At 41.8% G+C, this 24,244-nt stretch carries 25 protein-coding genes and 4 tRNA genes; 23 read left to right on the top strand and 6 right to left on the bottom strand.

The window, feature by feature from the left end; genetic code table 11:
• The 7 genes from BKL51_RS09355 to ilvA all read left to right on the top strand — a co-directional run.
• The coding region (locus tag BKL51_RS09355) for a lipase family protein (RefSeq protein WP_143530587.1) at positions 1 to 1,455 on the top strand (1,455 nt) is incomplete at its 5' end.
• Positions 1,456 to 1,660: 205 nt separating this feature from the next.
• A complete protein-coding gene (locus BKL51_RS09350) occupies positions 1,661 to 2,296 on the top strand; it encodes a tellurite resistance TerB family protein (protein WP_077466423.1) in 636 nt (211 codons plus the stop codon).
• A 152-nt stretch (positions 2,297 to 2,448) separates the two neighbouring features.
• On the top strand, positions 2,449 to 4,104 hold the full coding sequence (gene ilvG, locus BKL51_RS09345; protein ID WP_077466422.1) for an acetolactate synthase 2 catalytic subunit: 1,656 nt from the start codon (positions 2,449 to 2,451) through the stop codon (positions 4,102 to 4,104).
• Between the two features lies 1 nt (position 4,105).
• Positions 4,106 to 4,324 carry an acetolactate synthase 2 small subunit gene (gene ilvM, locus BKL51_RS09340; protein WP_077466421.1) on the top strand — a complete coding sequence of 73 codons (219 nt, stop codon included), beginning with the start codon at positions 4,106 to 4,108 and terminating at the stop codon, positions 4,322 to 4,324.
• A 13-nt stretch (positions 4,325 to 4,337) separates the two neighbouring features.
• Positions 4,338 to 4,580 (top strand): hypothetical protein, encoded by a 243-nt coding sequence (locus tag BKL51_RS09335; protein ID WP_077466420.1) that lies wholly within the window; start codon positions 4,338 to 4,340, stop codon positions 4,578 to 4,580.
• Between the two features lie 141 nt (positions 4,581 to 4,721).
• Positions 4,722 to 6,560 carry a dihydroxy-acid dehydratase gene (gene ilvD / locus BKL51_RS09330; protein ID WP_077466419.1) on the top strand — a complete coding sequence of 613 codons (1,839 nt, stop codon included), beginning with the start codon at positions 4,722 to 4,724 and terminating at the stop codon, positions 6,558 to 6,560.
• A 222-nt stretch (positions 6,561 to 6,782) separates the two neighbouring features.
• The gene (gene ilvA, locus BKL51_RS09325; RefSeq protein ID WP_077466418.1) at positions 6,783 to 8,324 is read left to right on the top strand and encodes a threonine ammonia-lyase, biosynthetic; all 1,542 of its coding nucleotides are present in this window, start codon (positions 6,783 to 6,785) and stop codon (positions 8,322 to 8,324) included.
• Positions 8,325 to 8,386: 62 nt separating this feature from the next.
• On the opposite strand, the gene BKL51_RS09320 is transcribed toward ilvA, so the two are convergent.
• The 3 genes from BKL51_RS09320 to ansB all read right to left on the bottom strand — a co-directional run bounded on the left by BKL51_RS09320 (position 8,387) and on the right by ansB (position 11,674).
• On the bottom strand, positions 8,387 to 9,022 hold the full coding sequence (locus BKL51_RS09320) for a hypothetical protein (RefSeq protein WP_077466417.1): 636 nt from the start codon (positions 9,020 to 9,022) through the stop codon (positions 8,387 to 8,389).
• A 114-nt stretch (positions 9,023 to 9,136) separates the two neighbouring features.
• Positions 9,137 to 10,459, bottom strand: a complete 1,323-nt coding sequence (locus BKL51_RS09315; protein WP_077466416.1) for an anaerobic C4-dicarboxylate transporter — start codon at positions 10,457 to 10,459, stop codon at positions 9,137 to 9,139.
• A 165-nt stretch (positions 10,460 to 10,624) separates the two neighbouring features.
• Positions 10,625 to 11,674, bottom strand: a complete 1,050-nt coding sequence (gene ansB, locus BKL51_RS09310; protein ID WP_077466415.1) for an L-asparaginase 2 — start codon at positions 11,672 to 11,674, stop codon at positions 10,625 to 10,627.
• Positions 11,675 to 11,908: 234 nt separating this feature from the next.
• Here ansB and BKL51_RS09305 point away from each other — a divergent pair, with 234 nt between their 5' ends.
• From BKL51_RS09305 to BKL51_RS09285, 5 genes are read left to right on the top strand one after another with little or no spacing between them, the layout of a single operon-like run.
• Positions 11,909 to 12,355 (top strand): rhodanese-like domain-containing protein, encoded by a 447-nt coding sequence (locus BKL51_RS09305; protein ID WP_077466414.1) that lies wholly within the window; start codon positions 11,909 to 11,911, stop codon positions 12,353 to 12,355.
• 13 nt (positions 12,356 to 12,368) lie between these two features.
• A complete protein-coding gene (gene secB / locus BKL51_RS09300; RefSeq protein WP_077466413.1) occupies positions 12,369 to 12,881 on the top strand; it encodes a protein-export chaperone SecB in 513 nt (170 codons plus the stop codon).
• A 57-nt stretch (positions 12,882 to 12,938) separates the two neighbouring features.
• Entirely contained in the window at positions 12,939 to 13,946 is a 1,008-nt protein-coding gene (gpsA, locus tag BKL51_RS09295) for an NAD(P)H-dependent glycerol-3-phosphate dehydrogenase (protein WP_077466412.1), read from the top strand.
• Positions 13,947 to 13,957: 11 nt separating this feature from the next.
• Positions 13,958 to 14,755 carry a serine O-acetyltransferase gene (gene cysE, locus BKL51_RS09290; protein ID WP_077466411.1) on the top strand — a complete coding sequence of 266 codons (798 nt, stop codon included), beginning with the start codon at positions 13,958 to 13,960 and terminating at the stop codon, positions 14,753 to 14,755.
• 12 nt (positions 14,756 to 14,767) lie between these two features.
• Positions 14,768 to 15,583, top strand: a complete 816-nt coding sequence (locus BKL51_RS09285) for a shikimate 5-dehydrogenase (RefSeq protein ID WP_077466410.1) — start codon at positions 14,768 to 14,770, stop codon at positions 15,581 to 15,583.
• 55 nt (positions 15,584 to 15,638) lie between these two features.
• Here the strand turns inward: BKL51_RS09285 and udp are convergent, their stop codons facing one another.
• Positions 15,639 to 16,403, bottom strand: a complete 765-nt coding sequence (gene udp, locus BKL51_RS09280; RefSeq protein WP_077466409.1) for a uridine phosphorylase — start codon at positions 16,401 to 16,403, stop codon at positions 15,639 to 15,641.
• A gap of 51 nt (positions 16,404 to 16,454) precedes the next feature.
• Complete coding sequence (locus BKL51_RS09275) at positions 16,455 to 17,954, bottom strand: helicase HerA-like domain-containing protein (protein ID WP_077466408.1); 1,500 nt, start codon at positions 17,952 to 17,954, stop codon at positions 16,455 to 16,457.
• Positions 17,955 to 18,073: 119 nt separating this feature from the next.
• On the opposite strand from BKL51_RS09275, the gene BKL51_RS09270 reads away from it, so the two are divergent.
• Genes BKL51_RS09270 through citC form a run of 6 tightly spaced genes read left to right on the top strand, consistent with a single transcriptional unit; the run spans position 18,074 to position 21,529 of the window.
• Positions 18,074 to 18,748: an MOSC domain-containing protein gene (locus BKL51_RS09270; RefSeq protein ID WP_077466407.1), complete on the top strand. Its 675-nt coding sequence runs from the start codon at positions 18,074 to 18,076 to the stop codon at positions 18,746 to 18,748.
• The gene (locus BKL51_RS09265) at positions 18,738 to 19,211 is read left to right on the top strand and encodes a YchJ family protein (protein WP_077466406.1); all 474 of its coding nucleotides are present in this window, start codon (positions 18,738 to 18,740) and stop codon (positions 19,209 to 19,211) included. The genes BKL51_RS09270 and BKL51_RS09265 overlap by 11 nt, the downstream gene beginning before the upstream one ends.
• On the top strand, positions 19,208 to 20,032 hold the full coding sequence (locus BKL51_RS09260) for a virulence factor BrkB family protein (protein ID WP_077466405.1): 825 nt from the start codon (positions 19,208 to 19,210) through the stop codon (positions 20,030 to 20,032). The genes BKL51_RS09265 and BKL51_RS09260 overlap by 4 nt, the downstream gene beginning before the upstream one ends.
• Positions 20,033 to 20,041: 9 nt before the next feature.
• A complete protein-coding gene (dtd, locus tag BKL51_RS09255) occupies positions 20,042 to 20,476 on the top strand; it encodes a D-aminoacyl-tRNA deacylase (protein WP_077466404.1) in 435 nt (144 codons plus the stop codon).
• Positions 20,477 to 20,480: 4 nt separating this feature from the next.
• Positions 20,481 to 20,699 carry a hypothetical protein gene (locus BKL51_RS12140; protein ID WP_233127115.1) on the top strand — a complete coding sequence of 73 codons (219 nt, stop codon included), beginning with the start codon at positions 20,481 to 20,483 and terminating at the stop codon, positions 20,697 to 20,699.
• Positions 20,669 to 21,529 carry a [citrate (pro-3S)-lyase] ligase gene (gene citC, locus BKL51_RS09250; protein ID WP_233127114.1) on the top strand — a complete coding sequence of 287 codons (861 nt, stop codon included), beginning with the start codon at positions 20,669 to 20,671 and terminating at the stop codon, positions 21,527 to 21,529. The genes BKL51_RS12140 and citC overlap by 31 nt, the downstream gene beginning before the upstream one ends.
• Before the next feature lie 66 nt (positions 21,530 to 21,595).
• Here the strand turns inward: citC and coaA are convergent, their stop codons facing one another.
• The gene (gene coaA, locus BKL51_RS09245; protein WP_077466403.1) at positions 21,596 to 22,537 is read right to left on the bottom strand and encodes a type I pantothenate kinase; all 942 of its coding nucleotides are present in this window, start codon (positions 22,535 to 22,537) and stop codon (positions 21,596 to 21,598) included.
• A gap of 211 nt (positions 22,538 to 22,748) precedes the next feature.
• Here coaA and BKL51_RS09240 point away from each other — a divergent pair.
• From BKL51_RS09240 to tuf, 5 genes are all read left to right on the top strand, one after another.
• Positions 22,749 to 22,824 (top strand) — tRNA-Thr (locus tag BKL51_RS09240).
• 30 nt (positions 22,825 to 22,854) lie between these two features.
• Positions 22,855 to 22,939: transfer RNA gene (locus BKL51_RS09235), tRNA-Tyr, on the top strand.
• 42 nt (positions 22,940 to 22,981) lie between these two features.
• Positions 22,982 to 23,056: transfer RNA gene (locus tag BKL51_RS09230), tRNA-Gly, on the top strand.
• Positions 23,057 to 23,059: 3 nt separating this feature from the next.
• Positions 23,060 to 23,135: transfer RNA gene (locus BKL51_RS09225), tRNA-Thr, on the top strand.
• A gap of 103 nt (positions 23,136 to 23,238) precedes the next feature.
• A partial coding sequence (gene tuf, locus BKL51_RS09220) for an elongation factor Tu (RefSeq protein WP_077465829.1) occupies positions 23,239 to 24,244 on the top strand: 1,006 nt, incomplete at its 3' end.

The raw sequence follows: 24,244 nt of genomic DNA, 5'->3' as shown, positions 1-24,244 counted from the left end.
GAACATACAGAAAACTATAATTATATTAATGCTTATAATCTAGCCTACCTTTCTCGACTTTCATATAGTAAAGTTAAACTTGAAGATAAAAATAATTATCTTAATAGATTTAGTAGTATTGATTTTAATTTCCAGCAATTTATTACTAAAGCAAATAATCCATTTACTGTCTGCCATATGGAAGATGACTGGGATAAAGTTAAAATGACCCGAATCACCGATGAAGGCTCTGAAAATATGACAACGGGATTGACACCTTTTATCACTTTAGTGGATATAGGAGAAGGAATCCAGTTTTCTCCACCGCAAACGGGTTATGTGGATGATAAAGCAACCAGTACCGCAGCCTTATTTTATTGTGATGATAAACGAGCAGTAATTGCCGTACGCGGTACATATGAACTTTGGCATGATGGAGTCATTATTGACGGTGATGCTGAGCAAGTTAAACCTGATCCCAATACCAATATAAAGGGAGAATTTCATAAAGGATTTTATACACAGGCTAAATCCGTTATCCAAAATGGACGTTTTAAAGCATTATTACAAGTAATCAAAGGAAAAGAACTCTATATCACGGGACACAGTCTAGGTGGCGCCGTAGCTACCATTCTTTCCGCGTATTTGTATGAAAAGGGATTAAAACCCTTGCTTTATACCTATGGTTCGCCCCGCGTCGGCAATGTACATTTTGCCAATTATTATGCCAATCGGTTTACTCATTTCCGTCATGTAAACGGTGGTGACATTGTACCTGCCGTACCCGGGAGAATTCTTGACGGTAGCGTAAAAACCCTTGCCCGACAAACCATTAAAAATGCCGTGCTATACCCTCTTTTTAAGGATAATTATAACGGGTTAATTAATATCAAGGGCGATCTTTATACCCACCACGGTACATTATGCCAGTTTATTAATGATAATAAACGGGTGTTAATGCTGCCGTTCTTCCAACATGAAATAACCCAATTGAATGCCTCGGTTCAAACTGTGGAAGATGCCAAATTCCACCCCGATCGGGCGCATAAAATCGGTGATCCGCGTACCCATAGCATAGATGCCTATTTAAATAATGTAAAAGCCGTGCTGATTGAATTATACCGTTTTTATACCGATAACCATTGTATGGGGACAACACCTGACAGTTGTCGGGAACATCCGTTAAATTATTTTATTAAAGAACGAATTAAGGCGGTGCAACAAGAAATAGATGCTTTGTCTAAGGCCTCAAATAACTTTCTGATGCTTACAATGATGGTGCTATCGCCGATAACATATCAACAATATTACAAGTTAATCGCTAATAGAGAACAAATCAAAAAATTGTATCAAAATCTGCTTGCTAAATTAGAGAGGCTGGATAACACAACCATTAATCAGTATGAACTTTATTCGAAACATGTCGGACATCCTGATGTGGAAAAACAATTGAAAGATTTGATTGGTAAGGTATAACGTGTTAGTCATCCTACAAAAGCGGTAATAAAAAGGATTAATAATGATAAGATTATCCTCCTTACAACTTGGAAGATCAGCATAATGTTCAATTCTCAAGGTTAACTGACACTCACGCCTCAAAAAGAGCGGTCATTTTTACGGAATTTTTCGTTAAAAAATAGGTCTATGAAATGGTTTTTCTCACAAACTAAAGGAACAATTTATGGATTTTAATCAAATTTTAAATCAAGTCGTCAATATTGCTAAAAACTCAGCGAGTAATTTACAAACCGGTAATCCGACATTGGATAACATCACCAAAGTAGGCGGCGGTGCTGCAATTACAGGGATTTTATCAATGATTTTAGGGCGTTCCGGCGGAGCGAGTTTAGCCAAGTTAGGCTCTTTGGCGGTATTGGGTAACCTGGCTTATCAGGCATATCAAAACTACCAAAAATCCCAACAGGTGCAACCTGTGATGTCCGCTAATGAATTTGACGTATTAAATTCGACCTCTCAACAAGATGCGAGTGCATTGATTTTACGTACCATGATTACGGCGGCAGCGGCAGACGGTGAAATTACGGAAGAAGAAAAACAAACCATTGCGAATGAAATTGGCGATAATGCGGAGTTAGCGCAATGGCTTGAGCAAGAAATGCAAAATCCGATTAGCGTGAATGAAATCGCCCGTCAAGTGGGGAATGACACCGCATTGGCGGCAAATGTGTATCTTGCGGCACGTTTGGTGAGCAAAGATTTATCCCGTAAAGAAATTATTTTCCTTGCGAACCTTGCCGAAGCATTAGGTTTAGATGAGGCATTGGTCGAGCAATTAGAAAAACAAGCCGGTTTTTAACCGCACTTTTTATCTTTTTAAAAAGCACGGCAAGAAAAATTTGTCGTGCTTTTTTTTGTTTTTTTCTCTTTTCGGCTCTACCAATGCGACAAAATTTCGCTACAATGAAAACCTTATCAAAAAAACAACAATAAACATAGGATGCAAACACGATGACAGGCGCACAACTCATCATGGAGTGCTTGAAGGCGCACCATGTTACTACTCTTTTCGGTTATCCCGGTGGCGCAATCATGCCCACCTATGATGCTCTTTATGATGCAGGGCTCGATCATCTTCTTTGTCGCAATGAACAAGGCGCAGCAATGGCTGCCATTGGTTATGCACGTTCTACGGGGAAAGTGGGTGTATGTATTGCCACTTCCGGCCCCGGTGCCACGAACTTAGTAACCGGACTTGGCGATGCCATGATGGATTCCGTTCCTGTGGTGGCTATTACCGGTCAAGTGGCTTCGTCCTTAATCGGTACTGACGCTTTCCAAGAGGCAGATGTACTTGGGCTTTCTCTTGCTTGTACAAAACATAGTTTTATTGTGCAAAGTGCGGATGAATTAGCGGATGTTTTCGCACAAGCGTTTGAAATTGCACAGAGTGGTCGTCCCGGTCCGGTATTAATTGATGTGCCACGCGATATTCAAGTCGGCGAAGTGCCCGAGCATATCAAGGCTTATGTCAAAACTCCCGCAAAACCGACCGCACTTTCCAATGAAAATCTTGCGCAGGCGAAAGCACTCTTGTCAGCCGCAAAAAAACCGGTACTTTATGTAGGGGGCGGAGTAGGCATGGCAAAAGCCGTGCCGGCATTGCGTGATTTTTTAGCACAAACCAATATGCCGTCAGTTTCTACCTTGAAAGGATTGGGCACGATTCAGCCTGAAAATGACGTTTATATGGGAATGATCGGTATGCACGGCACCAAGGCAGCCAATTTTGCGGTACAAGATTGCGATTTATTGCTCGTTTGTGGTGCCCGTTTTGATGATCGCGTGACGGGAAAACTCGATACTTTCGCTCCCCATGCCAAAGTGATTCATTGCGATATTGATGGGGCTGAAATTCATAAACTGCGCCATGCGGATGTGGCGTTACAAGGGGATTTAATTCAAGCTTTGAATGAGTTAAAACAGCCTCTTGATATCGATCCTTGGCGGGCACAGGTTCGTGAACTCAAAGCAAAATTGGATTTTACTTATGTAGATAATGCGGGTGATCGCCCGATTGATCCTTGGGCATTGCTCAACACGTTGTCTAATCGTAAACCACAAAATGCCGTTGTTTGTACCGATGTAGGGCAACATCAAATGTGGTCGGCACAACATATGCAGCACTTTGCACCAGAAAATTACCTCACCTCCGCAGGCTTTGGTACCATGGGATTTGGTTTGCCGGCAGCGGTAGGGGCGAAAAAAGCCCGTCCGCAAGATGAGGTGATTTTAGTCACCGGCGACGGTTCTTTAATGATGAATATTCAAGAGCTGGGTAGCATTAAACGTGGTAATTTAGCGGTGAAAATTTTACTGTTGGATAACCAACGTCTTGGGATGGTGCGCCAATGGCAAGATTTGTTTTGGAAAAGACGCCGCAGTGAAACGATTTTAGAAGATAACCCTGACTTTGTGATGCTTGCCAATGCATTCGATATTCCCGCCGAACGGATTGAACGCGCCGATGAAGTGGATGCCGCGCTAACAAGATTGCTTGAAAGCGACACCGCTTATTTATTACAAGTGTGTATTCCGCCCGATGATTGTGTTTGGCCTTTAGTGCCGCCGGGTGCCTGTAATGCGGATATGGTGGAGGAAATGTAATATGAACAACTATCAAATTGAATTGAACGCCTGCCACCGCCCAGAGGTATTGGAACGCATTTTACGTGTGATACGTCACCGTAGTTTCACCGTTACCACAATGCAAATGGAATTAATTGAGGATAAAGTGCGGTTAAAAATCACCGTAAAATCCGACCGCACTTTGAATTTGTTGGTGAATCAGTTAATTAAACTACCTGATGTTTTAACAATCAATTAATAAGGAAATTATTATGTCTAAACTTAGAAAAACATTTTTTGCGATGATTGCTTTAGCTATCACTGCGACATCACAAGCTGCCTATACATTAGTTTATTTACAAAATTACACAGGATACATGACCACATTATCAGTTCATAATACACAGGAACAATGTGAAAAAACCAAAGAAAATTTTGAAAAAGCATTTGAAGGGAAATACGATAAAAAACAAATGGTTTATCAATGTGTTGATATTGCTAATGGTACAATTTAAAACAATAGTGTCTTCGTTTTTATTTTTTACCAAACATTCTCTCTTTTTAGTAAAGAAGAGAGAATGTTTGGTTAGAGTTAATTAACGAGGAAATTAAATAAGATAACGACCCCTAAAAAAATTTACTTGGAGAGATTATTTATGCCAAAACTACGTTCGGCGACCAGTACACAAGGTCGTAATATGGCAGGCGCACGTGCTTTGTGGCGTGCAACGGGAATGAAAGAAAATGACTTTGGAAAACCCATTATTGCCGTTGTCAATTCCTTTACCCAATTCGTGCCGGGGCATGTACATTTAAAAGATTTGGGTCAACTGGTTGCAAAAGAAATTGAAAAAGCGGGCGGTGTAGCGAAAGAATTTAATACGATTGCAGTGGATGACGGAATTGCCATGGGGCATGGCGGTATGCTGTATTCTTTGCCTTCCCGTGATTTGATTGCTGACTCTGTGGAATATATGGTGAACGCCCATTGTGCTGATGCGATGGTGTGCATTTCCAACTGCGACAAAATTACACCGGGAATGTTAATGGCGGCAATGCGCTTAAACATTCCGACGATTTTTATTTCAGGCGGTCCGATGGAAGCGGGTAAAACCAAACTTTCCGACCAACTTATTCGATTAGATTTAGTGGATGCGATGATTGAGGCGGCTGATCCGAAGGTTTCTGACGAGCGTATTGATGTCATTGAGCGTAGTGCCTGTCCGACTTGCGGTTCTTGCTCCGGTATGTTTACCGCCAATTCCATGAATTGTTTAACCGAAGCGCTTGGCTTAAGTTTGCCAGGTAACGGTTCGATGCTTGCTACCCATGCCGATCGTAAGGAATTATTTTTAAAAGCAGGTCGTCAGATTGTGGAATTGTGTAAACGCTACTACGAACAAGATGATGAAAGTGTGTTGCCACGTTCAATCGGTACGTTTGAAGCCTTTGAAAATGCCATGAGGTTAGATATTGCTATGGGCGGATCAAGCAATACGGTTTTACATTTATTAGCCGCCGCACAAGAAGCCGGTGTGGATTTTAAAATGGCGGATATTGATCGCTTATCCCGTGTGGTACCTTGCTTAAGTAAAATTGCACCGAATACCAATAAATACCACATGGAGGACGTTCATCGTGCAGGGGGCATTATGGGCTTATTGGGCGAACTCGATCGGGCGGGATTGATCCATAAAAATACTCAGACGGTCTTGGGAATGAGCATGGGCGAACAGCTTGATCAATACGATATTATTCGTAACCAAGATGAAGCGTTGCACAAATTTTTCCGTGCAGGGCCTGCCGGTATTCGCACCACTGAAGCGTTTTCACAAGATTGCCGTTGGGATAGTGTAGATAATGATCGTGTAAACGGTTGTATCCGCAATAAAGAAAATGCTATTTCTCAAGAAGGGGGATTAGCTGTATTATTCGGTAATCTTGCCGAAGACGGTTGTATTGTGAAAACCGCAGGGGTGGATGAATCCATTTGGAAATTTAGTGGTTCAGCCATCGTATTTGAAAGCCAAGAAGATGCCGTTGCAGGAATTTTGGGCGGTAAAGTGAAAGAGGGCAACGTAGTAGTAATTCGCTATGAGGGGCCAAAAGGCGGGCCGGGTATGCAGGAAATGTTGTATCCGACCAGCTATTTAAAATCTATGGGGCTGGGTAAAAAATGCGCCCTATTAACTGACGGACGTTTTTCCGGCGGCACATCCGGGCTTTCAATCGGTCACGCTTCACCTGAAGCCGCCTCAGGCGGTGCAATTGGTTTGGTGCGTGATGGCGATATTATCAATATTGATATTCCAAATCGTGCCATTAATCTGCAAATTAGTGATGAAGAACTTGCCGCCCGCCGTGCGGAACAAGATGAAAAAGGCTGGACTCCGGCAAATCGCCAACGCGAAGTCTCTTTCGCTTTGAAAGTGTTCGGGCATTTCGCCACCTCGGCGGATAAAGGCGCGGTGCGGGATAAAACCCTGTTAAAATAAAATCGTAGGGTGTGTGGATTGGCGACATCCACGCACGATCTCTTTCCCTCTTTCGTGCGCGAACTTAGGTTCACATATCCTACAAAGTGCGGTTATTTTCTCACTACTTTTAAAAAACATCAGAAATACTGACCGCACTTTCGCTATATGGGTATTCACCCATCAATAGTTATCTGACATCTATATTAATGGTAGGCAAAATCCTATCCGACAAAAAGCATTATGAAAAAATTACTCACTAACCCACAACCGAGCCAAAACGATTACATCAACGCGATTGTTAAACTTGGCTCACGTGTCTATGAAGCGGCAACGGTCACGCCGTTACAAAAAATGGAAAAATTGTCCGAACGACTTCACAATAATATTTGGATTAAACGGGAAGATCGCCAACCGGTAAACAGTTTCAAACTGCGTGGTGCCTATGCGATGATTTCGAGTCTTTCTGCGGAACAAAAAGCGGCAGGTGTGATCGCCGCTTCAGCCGGGAACCACGCCCAAGGTGTTGCTTTATCTGCAAAAGAACTCGGCTTAAAAGCGTTAATTGTTATGCCACAAAATACGCCAAGCATTAAAGTGGATGCGGTGCGTGGTTTCGGTGGCGAAGTGTTATTGCACGGTGCTAATTTTGATGAAGCGAAAGCCAAGGCGATTACTCTTTCCAAAGAAAAAAATATGACCTTCATTCCGCCTTTTGATCATCCGCTCGTGATTGCCGGACAAGGTACATTGGCGATGGAAATGTTACAGCAGGTGGCGGATTTGGATTATGTATTCGTACAAGTCGGCGGCGGCGGTTTGGCTGCCGGTGTCGCAATCTTGTTAAAGCAATTTATGCCGGAGATTAAAGTGATCGGGGTGGAATCCAAGGATTCCGCCTGCTTGAATGCCGCCCTCGAAAAAGGCGAACCCACCGATCTCGTCCATGTCGGATTATTTGCAGACGGCGTAGCGGTTAAACGTATTGGTGATGAAACCTTCCGATTATGTCGTCAATATCTTGATGATATGGTGCTTGTCGATAGTGATGAAGTGTGCGCAGCGATGAAAGATTTATTTGAAAATGTGCGTGCGGTTTCCGAACCCTCCGGTGCATTGGGATTAGCCGGCTTGAAGAAATATGTGAAAAAACATCGTATTGAAAATAAAAATATGGCGGCAATTTTATCCGGAGCAAATCTGAATTTTCACACGCTCCGTTACGTATCGGAACGCTGTGAAATTGGTGAAAATCGCGAAGCCTTACTTGCCGTCACTATGCCGGAGCAACCGGGGAGCTTCTTAAAATTCGTTCAAGTATTAGGCAATCGCGCTGTGACAGAATTTAGTTATCGCTATGCCGATGATAAACGCGCTTGTGTTTTTGTCGGGGTACGCACCCTAGACGAAGCGGAAAAATCCGACATTATTACCGATCTGATACAAAACGGTTTCGATGTGGAAGATATGTCCGATGATGATATTGCGAAAACCCACGTGCGCTATTTAATGGGGGGACGTGCCGCTAATTCGAGCGAACGTTTATATACCTTTGAATTTCCGGAACAAAAAGGGGCGTTATTAAAATTCTTAGAAACCTTGCAAAACCGTTGGAATATTTCCCTGTTTCATTATCGTGCGCACGGAGCGGACTACGGCAATATTCTTGCCGGCTTCCAACTGGGAGAAACAACACAACGTGAATTTGAACAAACCCTTGCGCAACTTAATTATGTTTATGAAGATGTAACCGAAAGTAAATCTTATCGTTATTTCTTGCGTTAGAAACAAGATAAAAAAATACCGCACTTTATACCCTAAAGTGCGGTTATTTTTTTGGTTCGTTTTTATTTTACAAACTCACTAAATTCCAATTCATAATCATCGCCGTCCCGTGAGTATTTGATGTAACGGGGGAACTGTTCGCTCACGAACTTTTTCACCATAATATCTTTATTGCCGGTTTTAAAGGTGTAAGTAATTTCTGTTACTGTCTGTTTGTTGTATTCAATTTGTTTTTCACTTTTCTTTACTTTCACATTTTCCATCGGATAAAGTTTTTTACCGTTAGTAATTTGGAAACTGTCCGGTAATTTATCGTAATAACTTAGCTGAAATGCCATGGTGAATAAATCGAAAGTCGGTAATTTTAACGGCTCTGTTTTTAAGCCGTCTTTCATTTTGCCGTATTCGATAGTTGTCGGGGAAATTTTAGAAACCGAGTAAACTTTTCCATTACGGCTATCTTGATAATTTACCATATTAAATTGATTGACGGTTTGTGTGCCACGTGAGTTGAATACGATATTGTACAGTGGGATATTAATTTTGGCGTTCACCGAATATTGCATACCATCCGCTTTAAAATGTACATAAGCAGGCATTAAATAGTTAGAACTGTATTTGATATTGTAATCAACGGCAGACCAAGCATTGGGAATATAAGCTGCAAGCGTAATAAAAAGAATTTTAATAAGTTTCATCAATGTTCCTTATAAAAAAATAAATATGTTCATTTAGAGTGAGGTTTTATAGATAAGTTCGCGAAGATAAAAAACGGTGCAATACGCACCGTTTTTGTTCGCTAATATAGCTGGTTAGAGAAGAACATTAGCGAGTAATAAACCAATCACCACGCTAAATACCATACTTAATAAGCCCGGCAACATAAAGCTATGGTTGAAAATGTATTTACCGATTTTAGTTGTACCGGTGGTATCAAAGTCAATAGAGGCAATAATCGGACCGTAGTTTGGCACGAAGAAATAACCGTTTACTGCCACAAATACCCCGATTAATACCGGAGCAGGAATACCAAGCGCAATACCAAGTGGGAATAAGGTTGCCACGGTGGCGCCTTGGCTATTAACTAATACGGAAAGCACAAACAACGCCAAGGCAAATGTCCAAGGTGCGGTTTCCACTAAACCTTTCACCATATCTTTCACTTCCGTCATATGTGCCTGCATTAATGTATCGCCCAACCACGCAATACCAAAAATCGCAATAACCGCACGCATACCGGCATGGAACACTGAACCTTTAGTGATTTCCGTGCTATCCGGTTTACAGGTTAAGACGATTAATGCGCCGATTGATAACATAATAATTTCAATAGTGTGTGCCATTCCCATCGGTTTTCCATCAAACACCGGACGTAGAGAAGGTATGGCACCCATTAATACCACAAGTAATGCACCGAATAAGAAGAGAGAAACAGAAATTTTTGCCGTGCTGCTAATTTCTAATTCTTTTGTATCCGTCGTAGAATTAAAAGCATCTGCATATTTTGGATCTTTTAAACGACGTTGGTATTCAGGATCATCTTTAAGTTCTTTACCTATTTTATTGACAAAAATACAAGCAAGGAAAATACCTAAAAGGGTTGCCGGAACCGTCACCATTAACACATCGCCGAGATGAATTCCTTGCGGCTCAAGATAAGCAACCACTGCAACAACTGCTGCCGCAATCGGGCTTGCAACAATAGCAAATTGTGAAGCGATTACGGCCATTGAAAGTGGTCGTTCCGGACGAATACCGTTTTGGCGACTTACTTCTGCGATAACCGGTAATACTGAATAAGCTACATGACCGGTACCAGCTAAAAAGGTGAATAACCAGGTTACAGCCGGTGCGATGAAAGTAATGTGTTTTGGGTTACGACGTAAAATTTTCGTCGCGATTTTGATCATATAATCTAAGCCGCCGGCTGCTTGCATTGCTGCGGCAGCAGCAACCACCGCCATGATCATAAACATCACATCAATCGGTAAACCTGCAGGTTTCAAGCCAAAGCCAAAGGAAAGAATAGCAAGACCTAAACCACCAAATACACCAAGACCGATACCACCTACGCGTGCACCCACAAGGATACACAATAGCACGATGGCAAATTGTAGTAAGAACATTGCAGACATACTGCCCCCTTAAGTTAAAAAATAAACTGTTATACTGCTATAGAAACCGCCGCCAATATAGCAATAAATAGGTACGGATTCTATAATTTAGATCAATAAATTTTTTCTCTTTACACAAAAAGTGCGGTAGAAAATAACCGCACTTTTCGTTTCGTAATTTAGAAATTAGAAATCTTCAAAGTATTGTTGAATAACTTTTGGATCTTTGGTTTGTGTTAAAGCAAGTTGTAATAGTACTCGTGCTTTTTGTGGATTCAAGGTACCGGAAGCCACAAAACCATATTGAGAATCGTCCACCTCTGCATCACGTGTGGTATAACCCGTCGGTACTCGGGAGGAACGCACGACAGACACGCCGTCTTTTGCCGCTTTTTCTAAGCGTTCTAAATGGGCGGCATTTAGGTTACCATTCCCTACACCTGCCGTAACAATACCTTGGTAGCCGGCATCCAACAATGCATTTAACGGCTCAATTGGGGTATTGGAATAGGTATAAACAATACCGACTTTTGGTAAAGTTTCTAAGTTCTCGACACTAAATGGCGTGTTTAGCGTATGTTTGCTTTCCGGCGAACGTTCATAATCAACTTTACTGTTATGAATATAACCTAATGCGCCGAAATTCGGCGAATGGAATGTTTGCACGGCGGTTGTACTGGTTTTGGTAACGTCACGCGCACCAAGAACTTCATTATTCATCGCAACAAGCACACCGCGACCGACAGATTTTTTATCGGTAGCAACAACGACCGCGTTATATAAATTTAACGGGCCATCCGCACTCTTTTCTGTTGCCGGGCGCATCGCTCCGACAAGCACAACCGGCTTTTCGCATTTGACGGTGAGATCTAAGAAATATGCCGTTTCTTCCATAGTATCGGTACCATGTGTAATCACAAAACCATCGGTATCTTTACATTGGGCATTAATGGTTTTAGCAAGTTTTAACCATACATCGTCGTTCATGTCTTGCGAACCGATTTTCACAATCTGTTCACCTTTAACATTAGCAAGTTGTTTTATTTCAGGGACTGCATCAATTAACGCTTCGACATTTAATTGACCGGCTTTATAGGCGGAAGAGACGGCCGTTTCACCGCTACCGGCAATAGTGCCGCCCGTGGCTAAGATCGTAATGTTCGGTAATTCTGCTGCTTGAACCATAGAAATACTGAACCCTAACATGGTTAATACCGCTAATTTTTTTAACTTCATCGAATATTTCCTTAGTAAGAATAATAATGTAAATATCTTCTACTTAATTGGGAGTAGAAGAAATAGAGATATGCAATATTTGTGATCGTGATCATATTTCCTTTTATCGGTTGTGTAAAAATTAATCTGGTTGGTTTTCTGAAGAGAATTTTTTTGAAAGATACTGCAAGTATGGTTATACTTAAGCCCTATTTCATTCTGTCAGATTTTAACCAACATAATATTGAGATAACAATGCAAGAATTTTTGCCTGATGCAATTCAGTTTGTACAAAAACATACTTTATTAACTGTTTCGTGGTTTGCGATTTTCGCTCTAGTGATTTACAGTTTTTTCAAATCGGCTACCGAGAAATTTAAAACGGTTCAACATTCTGAGGTTATTCGTTTAATCAATAATGAGGATGCCGTTGTTATCGATCTTCGTACTTTAGATGAATTTCAACGTGGTCATATTATTAATAGTATCAATTTGCTTCCAAGCGATATTAAAAACGCTAATCTTGGCAAAATTGAACAGCACAAGGAAAAACCATTGGTTTTAGTGGATGTTAACGGTGTATCGGCACCGGCATCGGCAGCACTACTAACCAAACAAGGCTTTGCCCGGGTTTATATATTAAAAGACGGTATTTCTGCTTGGATGGGGGCAAATTTACCTATCGTTAAAAAACACAAATAAGGAACATAAAATTATGTCAGAACAAAATCAACAACCTGAAGTGGCTGCAGAGGAATCACAAGCCGTATTACAAATTCAGCGTATTTACGTTAAAGATGTTTCTTTTGAGGCGCCGAATCTTCCGCATATTTTTCATCAAGAATGGAAGCCTAAATTAGGTTTTGACCTAAGTACCGAAACTGTGCAGTTAGGCGATGATTTATATGAAGTAACACTCAATATTACGGTAGAAACCACATTGGAAGATTCCGGTGATCTTGCTTTCCTTTGTGAGGTAAAACAGGCGGGCGTATTCACGATTAGCGGTTTGGAAGAGGTGCAAATGGCACATTGCTTAACGTCGCAATGTCCGAATATGTTGTTCCCTTATGCACGAGAATTAGTATCAAGCTTAGTCAACCGTGGTACGTTCCCGGCGTTAAACCTTTCCCCGGTGAATTTTGATGCATTATTCATTGAATATATGAATCGTCAGCAAGGAACGGCAGAAAATCCCCCGGCTGAAGAAAAAGAAACGCAACATTAATTCTTAATGTAAAAAGGGCAGGCTCTGGGCTTGCCCTTTGTTTTTGAGGAGAAAATGATGATCCCATCTCGAACACCAATTACTGTACTTGGCGCAGGTTCTTACGGTACCGCATTAGCGATTTCTTTTTCGCGTAACGGCTCGCCGACTTATTTATGGGGGCATAATCCTACACATATTGAGCAGATGCGGAGAGAACGTCAAAATCAACGTTTTTTACCCAATATTCCATTTCCGCAAGAGCTATATTTGGAACAGGATTTAGCGCAGGCACTTCATCAATCGCAAGATATTTTAATCGTTGTACCAAGCCATGCTTTTAACGAAATTCTTAGCAAAATTCGACCGCACTTACAGCCTCATCATCGTTTGATATGGGCGACAAAAGGTTTAGAGCACAGCACCGGACGGCTGCTCCAAACAGTAGTAGAAGAACAACTTGGTACAAATTATCCTCTTGCCATACTTTCCGGCCCGACTTTCGCCAAAGAGCTTGCACAAGGTTTACCAACAGCCATTACATTAGCATCAAATAACGAACAATTTGCTTTGGAATTTCAGGCTCGAATTCATTGTAGTAAACACTTTCGTGTCTATGTGAACTCCGATATGATCGGCGTGCAGCTTGGCGGTGCGATTAAAAATGTGATCGCTATCGGTGCCGGTATTTCGGATGGAATGGGGTTTGGTGCGAACGCACGTACGGCATTGATTACACGAGGTATTGCCGAAATCAGCCGTTTAGGCGTTTCTCTTGGCGCAAATCCGAACACCTTTATCGGTATGTCAGGCTTGGGCGATCTCGTTTTAACCTGTACTGATAACCAATCTCGTAACCGCCGTTTCGGGCTGATGTTAGGGGAAGGATTGGATGCTCAATTGGCAATGGAGAATATCGGGCAAGTAGTGGAAGGTTTTTATAATACAAAAGAGGCTTATTTACTGGCACAACGTCAAGGTATTGAAATGCCGATTACGGAACAAATCTATCAAATGCTCTTTTGTGGTAAAAAGGCACAAGATGTGGTTCATAGTTTACTAGGACGCGAACGGAAAGGCGAATAAAAGGAGGAATAATGATGTTAGAAGTGTGGCAACATATTCGTCAAGAAGCAAAAGAATTGGCCGAAAACGAGCCGATGCTCGCCAGTTTTTTTCATTCTACGATTTTAAAACACCAAAATCTCGGCAGTGTATTAAGCTATTTACTGGCTAATAAATTAGCCAATCCCATTATGCCGGCGATTTCCTTGCGTGAAATTATTGAAGAGGCCTATTTAGCGGATCCTACTATTATTGATTGTGCCGCTTGTGATATCAAAGCCGTCCGCCAACGGGATCCTGCGGTGGAATTGTGGTCTACGCCGTTACTTTATTTAAAAGGATTTCATGCTATTCAAAGCTATCGAATTACGCATTATTTATGGAAACAAAATCGTAAGGCGTTAGCGCTTTATTTACAAAATCAAATTTCGGTTGCCTTTGATGTGGATATTCACCCGGCGGCAAAAATCGGTCACGGTATTATGTTCGACCATGCTACGGGCATTGTGGTAGGAGAAACCTCCGTTATTGAAAATGATGTTTCCATTCTACAAGGTGTCACCTTAGGTGGGACGGGCAAAGAATCCGGCGATCGTCATCCAAAAGTGCGGGAAGGCGTGATGATTGGTGCCGGTGCAAAAATCCTCGGTAATATTGAAGTAGGCAAATATGCCAAAATCGGCGCAAATTCCGTGGTGCTTCAACCCGTTCCGGAATATGCCACCGCCGCCGGCGTACCGGCACGCATTATCGGTAAGGACAAAGCTGCCAAACCTGCATTCGAAATGAATCAATATTTTATTGATGATGGGATGAATTTGAATATTTAAGAGAATTATAAAATGATCAACAAAGATACCCAACTCTGTATGTCTCTTTCCGGTAGACCGGGAAATTTTGGCACAAGGTTTCACAATTATTTGTACGAAAAACTGGGATTAAACTTTATTTATAAAGCTTTTACCACACAAGATATTGAACATGCCGTGAAAGGTGTGCGAGCCTTGGGGATTCGCGGTTGTGCCGTGTCTATGCCGTTTAAAGAAAGCTGTATGCCGTTTGTCGATGAAATTCACCCTTCCGCACAGGCTATTGAATCGGTGAATACCATTGTGAATGACAACGGTGTGCTACGTGCCTATAACACCGATTACATTGCAATTGTGAAATTAATTGAAAAATATCAATTAGATAAAAATGCACGGGTAATAGTGCATGGTAGCGGAGGAATGGCAAAGGCTGTTGTTGCCGCATTTAAAAATAGCGGTTTTGATAATTTAAAAGTGCATGCCCGAAATGAAAAAACAGGCAAATATTTGAGCGCACTTTACGGTTATGAATACATTAGTAGTTTAAAAAATCAGCAGGCCGACATTTTAGTCAATGTTACCCCAATTGGGATGAAAGGGGGAAAAGAAGAGGCTGAACTCGCTTTTCCTGAGGTTATGATTGATACGGCAAATGTTGCCTTTGATGTGGTGGCAATTCCTACGGAAACTCCGTTTATTCGCTATGCGGAAAATAAAGGAAAACAAACTATTTCCGGTGCGGAAGTGATTGTTTTACAGGCAGTGGAGCAATTTGAACTCTACACCCACCAACGCCCAAGCGATGAATTGATTGATAAGGCGGCAGCCTTTGCAAGAGCGAATAGTTAAAAGTGCGGTAAAAAATAAAGGCGTTTTACAATACCAAAAACGCCTTTTCATTTTTTTAAGAAACTAATTTTCTTACTGCTTCCACCACTACGGAAATGGCTTTTTCTTCGCTTGCTTTTATTGTAGCTTCATTTGGGATTTCTTGTTGCGTGCGATTGACGATCACTCCTGAAACCATGCCGGAGCGTAAACCTAACGCATTACACATGGTAAACAATGTTGCGGATTCCATTTCAAAATTCATCACATTAAGATCCTGCCATTGTTTGAGCAAGCCTTGATAATCACGATAAACCTTTCCGCTATAAGTGTCATAACGTTCTTGACCCGGGTAGAAAGTATCTGATGAAGCGGTAATGCCGACAAAAGGCTCAATACCTTTACCTTTTTCTTTTGCCGCATTGTAAAGGGCGGTAGTACATTCAAAATTTGCTACTGCCGGGTATTCCAATGGGGCAAAATGTTTGCTTGCGCCGTCTAGGCGTACCGCACCGGTAGTTATGAGAATATCGCCTACATTAATGTGCGGTTGGATAGCGCCGGTGGTACCGATTCTTAAAAAAGTACGAACACCGAGTTGGGCTAATTCTTCCACGCAAATAGAGACGGACGGTCCGCCGATACCGGTAGAACACACCACAACGGGTTGTCCGTTTAAATAACCCAACCACGAAGTAAATTCTCGGGTACTGGTGAGAAACTCTGGATTATCAAGGTGTTTGGCAATACGTTCGCTGCGAGCCGGATCGCCCGGAACGATAGCAATTGTCGCCCCTTTTAATTGTGCTTTGGTTAAGTTTAAATGAAATACCTCGGACATAGTTGTCTCCTTAATTTAAATTTAGCGGTAAAATGACCGCACTTTGGTTTGTTATTTTTTTAATGCGCCCAAAATACCGCGCATAATTTGTTTGGTGACTTCATTGCGAATATTTCTCCCCACGGATTTTGCAACGCTATTCACCATTTGTTCTGTCGGGCTTAATTTATCGCCCCGTTTTTTAGTGCCGAAGATCATTCGGCTGAGGCTGCCTAAAATACCGTTTTCTTCTTCCTCTTGAGCTTGCTCCGCTTGTTTTTTTTGCACGGCGGCAAGATCGGCTTGCGCATTTAAGATTTCAAAGGCAGATTCGTTATCTACATAATCTTTATAGAACGGATAAAGCTCGTCATCTTTTACCCATGTGGCTCGTTCCTCGCCTGAAAGTGGTGAAAGTTGACTTTTCGGCGGGTAAATATAGGCAATTTCAACAGGGGTTGGCATACCTTTTTCATCTAAGAAGGAGACCAACGCTTGTCCTACGCCAAGTGTCGAAATACTTTCTACTACATTGACCGCCGGATTGGCGCGGAAGGTTTCGGCAGCGGATTTTACGGCTTTTTGATCACGTGGTGTGAAAGCTCGTAATGCGTGTTGTACGCGGTTACCCAATTGTCCTAAAACCGTATCCGGTAAATCCAATGGATTTTGTGTGACAAAGTAGATGCCGACACCCTTAGAACGAATTAAGCGCACCACTTTTTCGACTTTTTCCACTAATACTGCCGGAGCATCGTCAAATAATAAATGCGCCTCATCAAAAAACATGACGAATTTAGGTTTATCCGGATCACCTACTTCCGGTAATTGCTCAAATAATTCAGACATTAACCATAATAAGAACGCACTATACATTCTCGGTGAGTTAATCAGTTGTTCCGAATTTAAAACATTGATCACGCCACGCCCGTCACGGGTTTGTAACCAGTCGTCAAGATTAAGCGCGGGTTCGCCGAATAAATTTGCAGCGCCTTCATTTTCAAGGGTAAGCAATGCACGTTGAATCGCCCCTACACTCGCTGCAGAGACATTGCCGTATTCCACTTGGAAGGTTTTGGCATTTTCCGCCACATATTTCAGCATTGCACGCAGATCTTTTAAATCAATAAGCAATAAACCTTTATCGTCGGCAACACGGAAAACGAGATTCAATAAACCTTCTTGCGTCGCATTAAGATTTAATAGGCGAGAAAGCAATAAGGGGCCCATTTCAGAAACGGTGGTGCGAAGTGGAATACCGGTTTTACCGAAAACATCCCAAAAAGAGACGGGGTAGCCTTTTAAATAAGCTTCGCCGCCTAGTTCGAATTGTTCGATGCGCTCGGCAATTTTGCCTTGAAACTGACCGGCTTTCACCAACCCTGACAGATCGCCTTTGACATCCACCAAAAATACCGGCACACCGTCATCACTGAAGGTTTCTGCCATTTTACGTAAGGTGACGGTTTTTCCCGTACCTGTCGCACCGGCGATTAAGCCGTGGCGATTTGCCATTTTTGCGGTAATACCGAGTGTTTGCCCTTGTGTGCTTCGTGCGAGATCATATTGCATAGGTGTTCCTTTCTTTCGTGGTATTTATGGGGAAATAATAGGGAAAAAACAAAGTGCGGTCAAAATTTAAGTCATTTTGCGATATAATTTTACGCGTTTTTGTTGATAAGGGAAATGAAATGTCAAAATCAGAAATTTTGGTGATTAAAATCGGTGAAGTGGAACAACTGACTTTTGCTGACGGCACCACCTATGAAAGTGCCATTCGAAAACACCCGGTATCATCTGTAAAAATCCATTCATTGGGTGCGTATGGTAATGATGTCGGACTCAAAAAACACCATGGCGGTGCGGATAAAGCATTATTTTTTATGTCGGATGTATCCTTTTCAGCGTTAAATACCTTATTAGGCGAAGATTTTTCTTACATTGATACGGCGGTCTATGGCGAAAATTTTGTCGTCTCGGGGGTTGATGAGGATTCCGTTTGCGTAGGAGATCGCTTTAAAATCGGTACAACCCTTTTGGAAGTCTCTCAACCCCGCAAACCTTGCGAACGTTTATCCAAAAATACCAACAATCCCGAAACCCAAAAAACTGTTTATCTCTCTGGCTGGAGCGGTTGGTATGTGCGTGTAATTGAAGAGGGGGAAATTTCGCAAGGCGATGAATTAATCCTAAAAAGCCGACCTTATCCTCATCTCACTATTCGTCATTTAAATCGCTTATTGTCGAGTAAGCCCACAGCGGAAGAATTAGAGCAGGCACTTGCCGTTGAAGAATTAGCGGCTGCATTTAAACGTTCACTAAATTCTCAATTAAGTAAAGTACGGGCATTAAAAAATGACAAATAAAACAACCGCACTTTGCCCTTGCCAATCGACAAAAAATTATGGAGATTGTTGCGGGTTATTCCATCAGCATAAGGCCTTGCCGGAAACCGCGGAACAGCTTATGCGTTCACGCTATACGGCGTATGTATTGAAAGATATTCCTTACATTGTGGAAACAACCGTACCGAGCCAACAAACACTCTTAGCAACGCAAGTCCTACAAGATTGGGCAGATAATACCCAATGGCTTGGTTTACAAATTCTGAAAATGGAAACCTTAACCAAACAGCAAAGTGCGGTAGAATTTAATGCGGTTTTTCAGGGGGAGGAAGGGGAGCAAGCCCACCAAGAGCGGTCAATTTTTGTCAAGATTGAAGGTCGTTGGTATTTTGTTGATCCGACAGTCGTGCTGCCAACTATGAAACAACCTTGCGTTTGCGGTTCGGGCAAAAAATTTAAACATTGTTGTGGGGTGTGGTTATGACAGATTTCACTTTCTTTAAACAATTTTGGCTGCGTTTTAATGAAAATAAATTGACGCAGGCTGCGGGTTCGCTCACGTATAGTACTATGTTGGCGATTGTGCCGTTAATTATGGTGATTTTTTCAATTTTTTCGGCGTTTCCGGTGTTTAATGAGGTAACCGGCGCGCTGAAGGTGTTTATTTTTACAAACTTTGCTCCCTCTGCCGGTGATGTTGTGGGGCAATATATTGATGAATTTGTGAATAATTCTAAGCAGATGAGCTCGGTTGGTATTATAAGTTTAATTGCTGTGGCATTAATGCTGATTAATTCCATTGATCGTACCTTAAATGGCATTTGGCAAGAGACCGGTACACGTCCGATTTTTACTTCTTTTGCGATTTATTGGCTGATTTTAACCCTTGGGCCTCTGCTTATCGGTGCAAGTATTGCCGCAAGCGCTTATGTGAAGGCGATGTTTGAGAGTTCCGAACATTTTTCTTTCGGTTTAACATTACTCGGTTTTGTTCCTTTTCTTTCCACTTGGTTTATTTTTACCGTGCTTTATACGGTGGTGCCGAATAAAAAAGTCAGCATAAAACATTCCGCTGCCGGGGCACTAATTGCCGCCGTATTTTTCACGTTGGGTAAACAGGCTTTTGCTTGGTATATTGCCACCTTCCCTTCTTATCAATTAATTTACGGTGCGATGGCAACCTTACCGATTATGTTGTTATGGATTCAATTAAGTTGGACGGTTGTTTTACTTGGTGCGCAACTCGCCGCTGTCTTAGCCGAGATGAAGCAAGAAAAAGTACGGTTAGAAAATGAAGAAATTTAAGGAAATATAATGATTGCATTAATACAGCGTGTTACGCAGGCTCAAGTGGATGTGAACGGCGAAGCGGTCGGAAAAATTGGCAAAGGGTTATTAGTATTACTTGGTGTGGAAAAAAATGATGACCGCACAAAAGCCGATAAATTGGCAGAAAAAGTTTTACATTACCGCATTTTTAACGATGAAAATGGCAAAATGAATTTAAATGTTCAGCAAGCCGGTGGCGCATTATTAGTGGTGTCGCAATTCACCCTTTCCGCCGATACACAAAAAGGTTTGCGCCCGAGTTTTTCTAAGGGAGCAGAACCGGCACTGGCAAATGAATTGTATAACTATTTTTCACAAAAATGCGCTGAGAAAATTCAGGTTGAAAACGGGCGTTTCGCCGCAGATATGCAGGTGAGTCTCATTAATGACGGTCCGGTTACATTTTGGTTAAACGTATAACTCTATGAATCATTATTCTATTGGTAAAGTCTCTTTTTCCGATCGAAATAGCCTTGCTCAAATTGATGCGCTGCTTGAGCAAGAGGGGATTCGGCGCGATCCAAATCTGGATTATCTTTGTGCAATGTTTGACGAAGATTTTAATATCATTGCAATGGGGCTTGTTTTGGTCATACTTTGCGCCGCTTGGCGGTGTCTCAATCCCATCAAGGGGAAGGCTTGATGAATCTCATCACGCATTTGATCAACGTTCAAATGGAACGAGGCAATGCACATTTGTTCCTTTATACAAAATGTGAATCGGCAAAATTTTTTCATGAGCTCGGCTTTCGGGAAATTGTGCGAATTCCGGATCAGATCGTCTTTATGGAAAACAAACGGAACGGATTCGAGGATTATTTAACTCGGTTGCAACATGAGACGGCAAAAAGTGCGGTGAAAAATCAGGGTGTTTTTAATGAAAAAAGAACGGCAGCTATCGTGATGAACGCCAACCCTTTCACCCTTGGACATCAATATTTGGTGGAAAAAGCAGCGAGTGAAAATGAAATTGTTCATCTATTTATCCTGAGTGAAGATTGTAGTTTATTCCCTTACTCGGTGCGTAAAAAATTGATTCAAGCCGGTATTACGCATTTACCTAATGTTATACTGCACGATAGCGGTTCTTATATTATCAGCCAAGCCACCTTTCCAAGCTATTTCCAAAAAACTGATGATGCTGTCATCAAAAGCAACGTAGAGATTGATTTACAGATTTTTGTACGCATTGTAAAAGCATTAGGGATTCAATGCCGTTATGTGGGGGATGAACCGTTTAGCCACGTGACGAACCTTTACAATCAAACTATGAAACAAAAATTACCGGAATATGGTGTAGCGTGCGTGGTGGTGGGACGTAAAGAAACGGATGAACATGTTATTAGTGCATCGGCGGTTAGGCAGACTATCAAGGATAAAAATTGGTTGGAAGTCAAAAAACTTGTACCGCAAAGCACCTTTGATTTTTTGATCAGTGATGAAGCGGTGCCGATAGTAGAGAAGATTCAATAAACAGAAGACGTAAAACATTATTGATATAGGGCGGTTAAAAAACAAAGTGATTTTTAACCGCTCTTTTTATTTTCTGAGTTTGATTAATTCCACTGCGTGAGCGGCACCCTTTGTCAAAATGAGGTTTGCCCGTTCGCGGGTTGGCAAAATATTTTCTCGTAGATTTAAACCGTTAATACTTTCCCAAATTTGAGAGGCGATGGTAATTGCCTCTTCTTCTGACAGCGTGGCGTAGTGTTTAAAGTAGGAGTTGGGGTTACTAAAGGCACTTTGGCGTAATTTTAAGAACCGCTTGATATACCATTCTTTTAGTAAATTTTCTTCTGCATCCACATAAATTGAAAAATCCACAAAATCAGAAACGAAAATTTGATTGCTTTTGTTTCCGCCTGTTTGTAGTACATTCAATCCTTCCAAAATTAAAATATCCGGCTGATTAACTTCGTGAAACTCATCAGGAATAATATCGTATGTCAGATGAGAATAAATTGGTGCTTTAACATTTTCATTACCGGATTTAATTTTGGCTAAAAAGTGAATGAGCTTTGCGGTGTCATAAGATACGGGAAAGCCTTTTTTTTGTAGTAGATTATTCTGCTTCAGTTTTTCGAGCGGATAGAGAAATCCGTCAGTGGTAATAAGATCAACTTTTCTTTCGTTCGGCCAATGGGAAAGGAGTGATTGCAGAATACGTGCAGAGGTACTTTTCCCTACAGCAACGCTACCTGCAATACTAATAATGTAAGGGACTTTAGGGCTGTGTCCGCCTAAAAAACGATTGAGTACGGTTTGGCGTCGGAGATTTTCGTCAATATAATAGTTAATCAAGCGGGCGAGTGGTAAATAAATAGTGCTCACTTCATCGAGAGAAAGTTCTTCATTAAAGCCAAGTAACGGTTTAAGATCTTGTTCGGTGAGTTTTAATGGTACCGATTTTCGCAAGTTAGCCCATTGTTCTCGACTAAAACTTAAAAATGGTGTGAGTTGGTTTGAAATTTCCACTATCATATAACGGTAATGTTGTTGAAATATTGTTGAAAAATATACCTTATAAAGCCTTGTTATGCATTGTTTTTCTCTAATTTGATGGAAATGGCGCCAAAAAATAGACGGTTTTGCTTGCAAATTAGACGAACAAGTAAAAAAATAAATTTTTTTAGAAAAAAGACTTGTCAGGCAAACTTTTTTCCATATAATACGCCTCACTTGCTTACGACATGCCGACTTAGCTCAGTAGGTAGAGCAACTGACTTGTAATCAGTAGGTCATCAGTTCGATTCCGATAGTCGGCACCATTCTTTCGTGAACAAGCATTCATTTAGCGTGGAGGGGTTCCCGAGCGGCCAAAGGGGGCAGACTGTAAATCTGTTGGCTCAGCCTTCGAAGGTTCGAATCCTTCTCCCTCCACCATCTTTTAGATGAATTCTGATGGGACAGATGAATTTAGGACTTGCGGGCATCGTATAATGGCTATTACCTTAGCCTTCCAAGCTAATGATGCGGGTTCGATTCCCGCTGCCCGCTCCAAACGCTGATATAGCTCAGTTGGTAGAGCGCACCCTTGGTAAGGGTGAGGTCGGCGGTTCAAATCCGCCTATCAGCACCAGCCTTAAAATTCTCTTCCTTTAAATTAAATAGTAAACAATTTTATTGGTTAATGTGGTTTATTTACCCATCGATAACCGTGTCTATTTAGAGGGACTCTTTAAATGTCTAAAGAAAAATTTGAACGTACAAAACCGCACGTAAACGTGGGTACAATCGGCCACGTTGACCACGGTAAAACAACTTTAACAGCAGCAATCACCACAGTATTAGCAAAACACTACGGTGGTGCGGCTCGTGCATTTGACCAAATTGATAACGCGCCGGAAGAAAAAGCGCGCGGTATTACCATCAATACTTCACACGTTGAATATGATACGCCAAGCCGTCACTACGCGCACGTTGACTGTCCGGGACACGCCGACTATGTTAAAAACATGATTACCGGTGCGGCACAAATGGACGGTGCAATCTTAGTAGTTGCGGCAACCGACGGTCCGATGCCACAAACTCGTGAGCACATCTTATTAGGTCGCCAAGTAGGCGTACCTTACATCATCGTATTCTTAAACAAATGCGACATGGTGGATGACGAAGAGTTATTAGAATTAGTTGAAATGGAAGTGCGCGAACTTCTTTCTCAATATGACTTCCCGGGCGATGATACGCCAATCGTACGCGGTTCTGCGTTAAAAGCGTTGGAAGGCGATGCGGCATGGGAAGAAAAAATCCTTGAGTTAGCAAATCACTTAGATACTTACATTCCTGAGCCTGAGCGTGCGATTGACCAACCGTTCCTTCTTCCGATTGAAGACGTGTTCTCAATTTCCGGTCGTGGTACGGTAGTAACCGGTCGTGTAGAGCGCGGTATTATCCGTACGGGTGACGAAGTTGAAATCGTGGGTATCAAAGATACTGCGAAAACAACCGTAACGGGTGTTGAAATGTTCCGTAAATTACTTGACGAAGGTCGTGCGGGTGAAAACATTGGTGCGTTATTACGTGGTACCAAACGTGAAGAGATTGAACGTGGTCAAGTATTAGCGAAACCGGGTTCAATCACGCCACACACCGATTTCGAATCAGAAGTTTATGTATTATCAAAAGATGAAGGTGGTCGTCATACGCCATTCTTCAAAGGTTACCGTCCGCAATTCTATTTCCGTACAA

Source organism: Rodentibacter sp. Ppn85 (assembly GCF_001999335.1).
Lineage (GTDB): Bacteria > Pseudomonadota > Gammaproteobacteria > Enterobacterales > Pasteurellaceae > Rodentibacter.
This window is presented reverse-complemented; position numbering and strand designations above follow the sequence as displayed.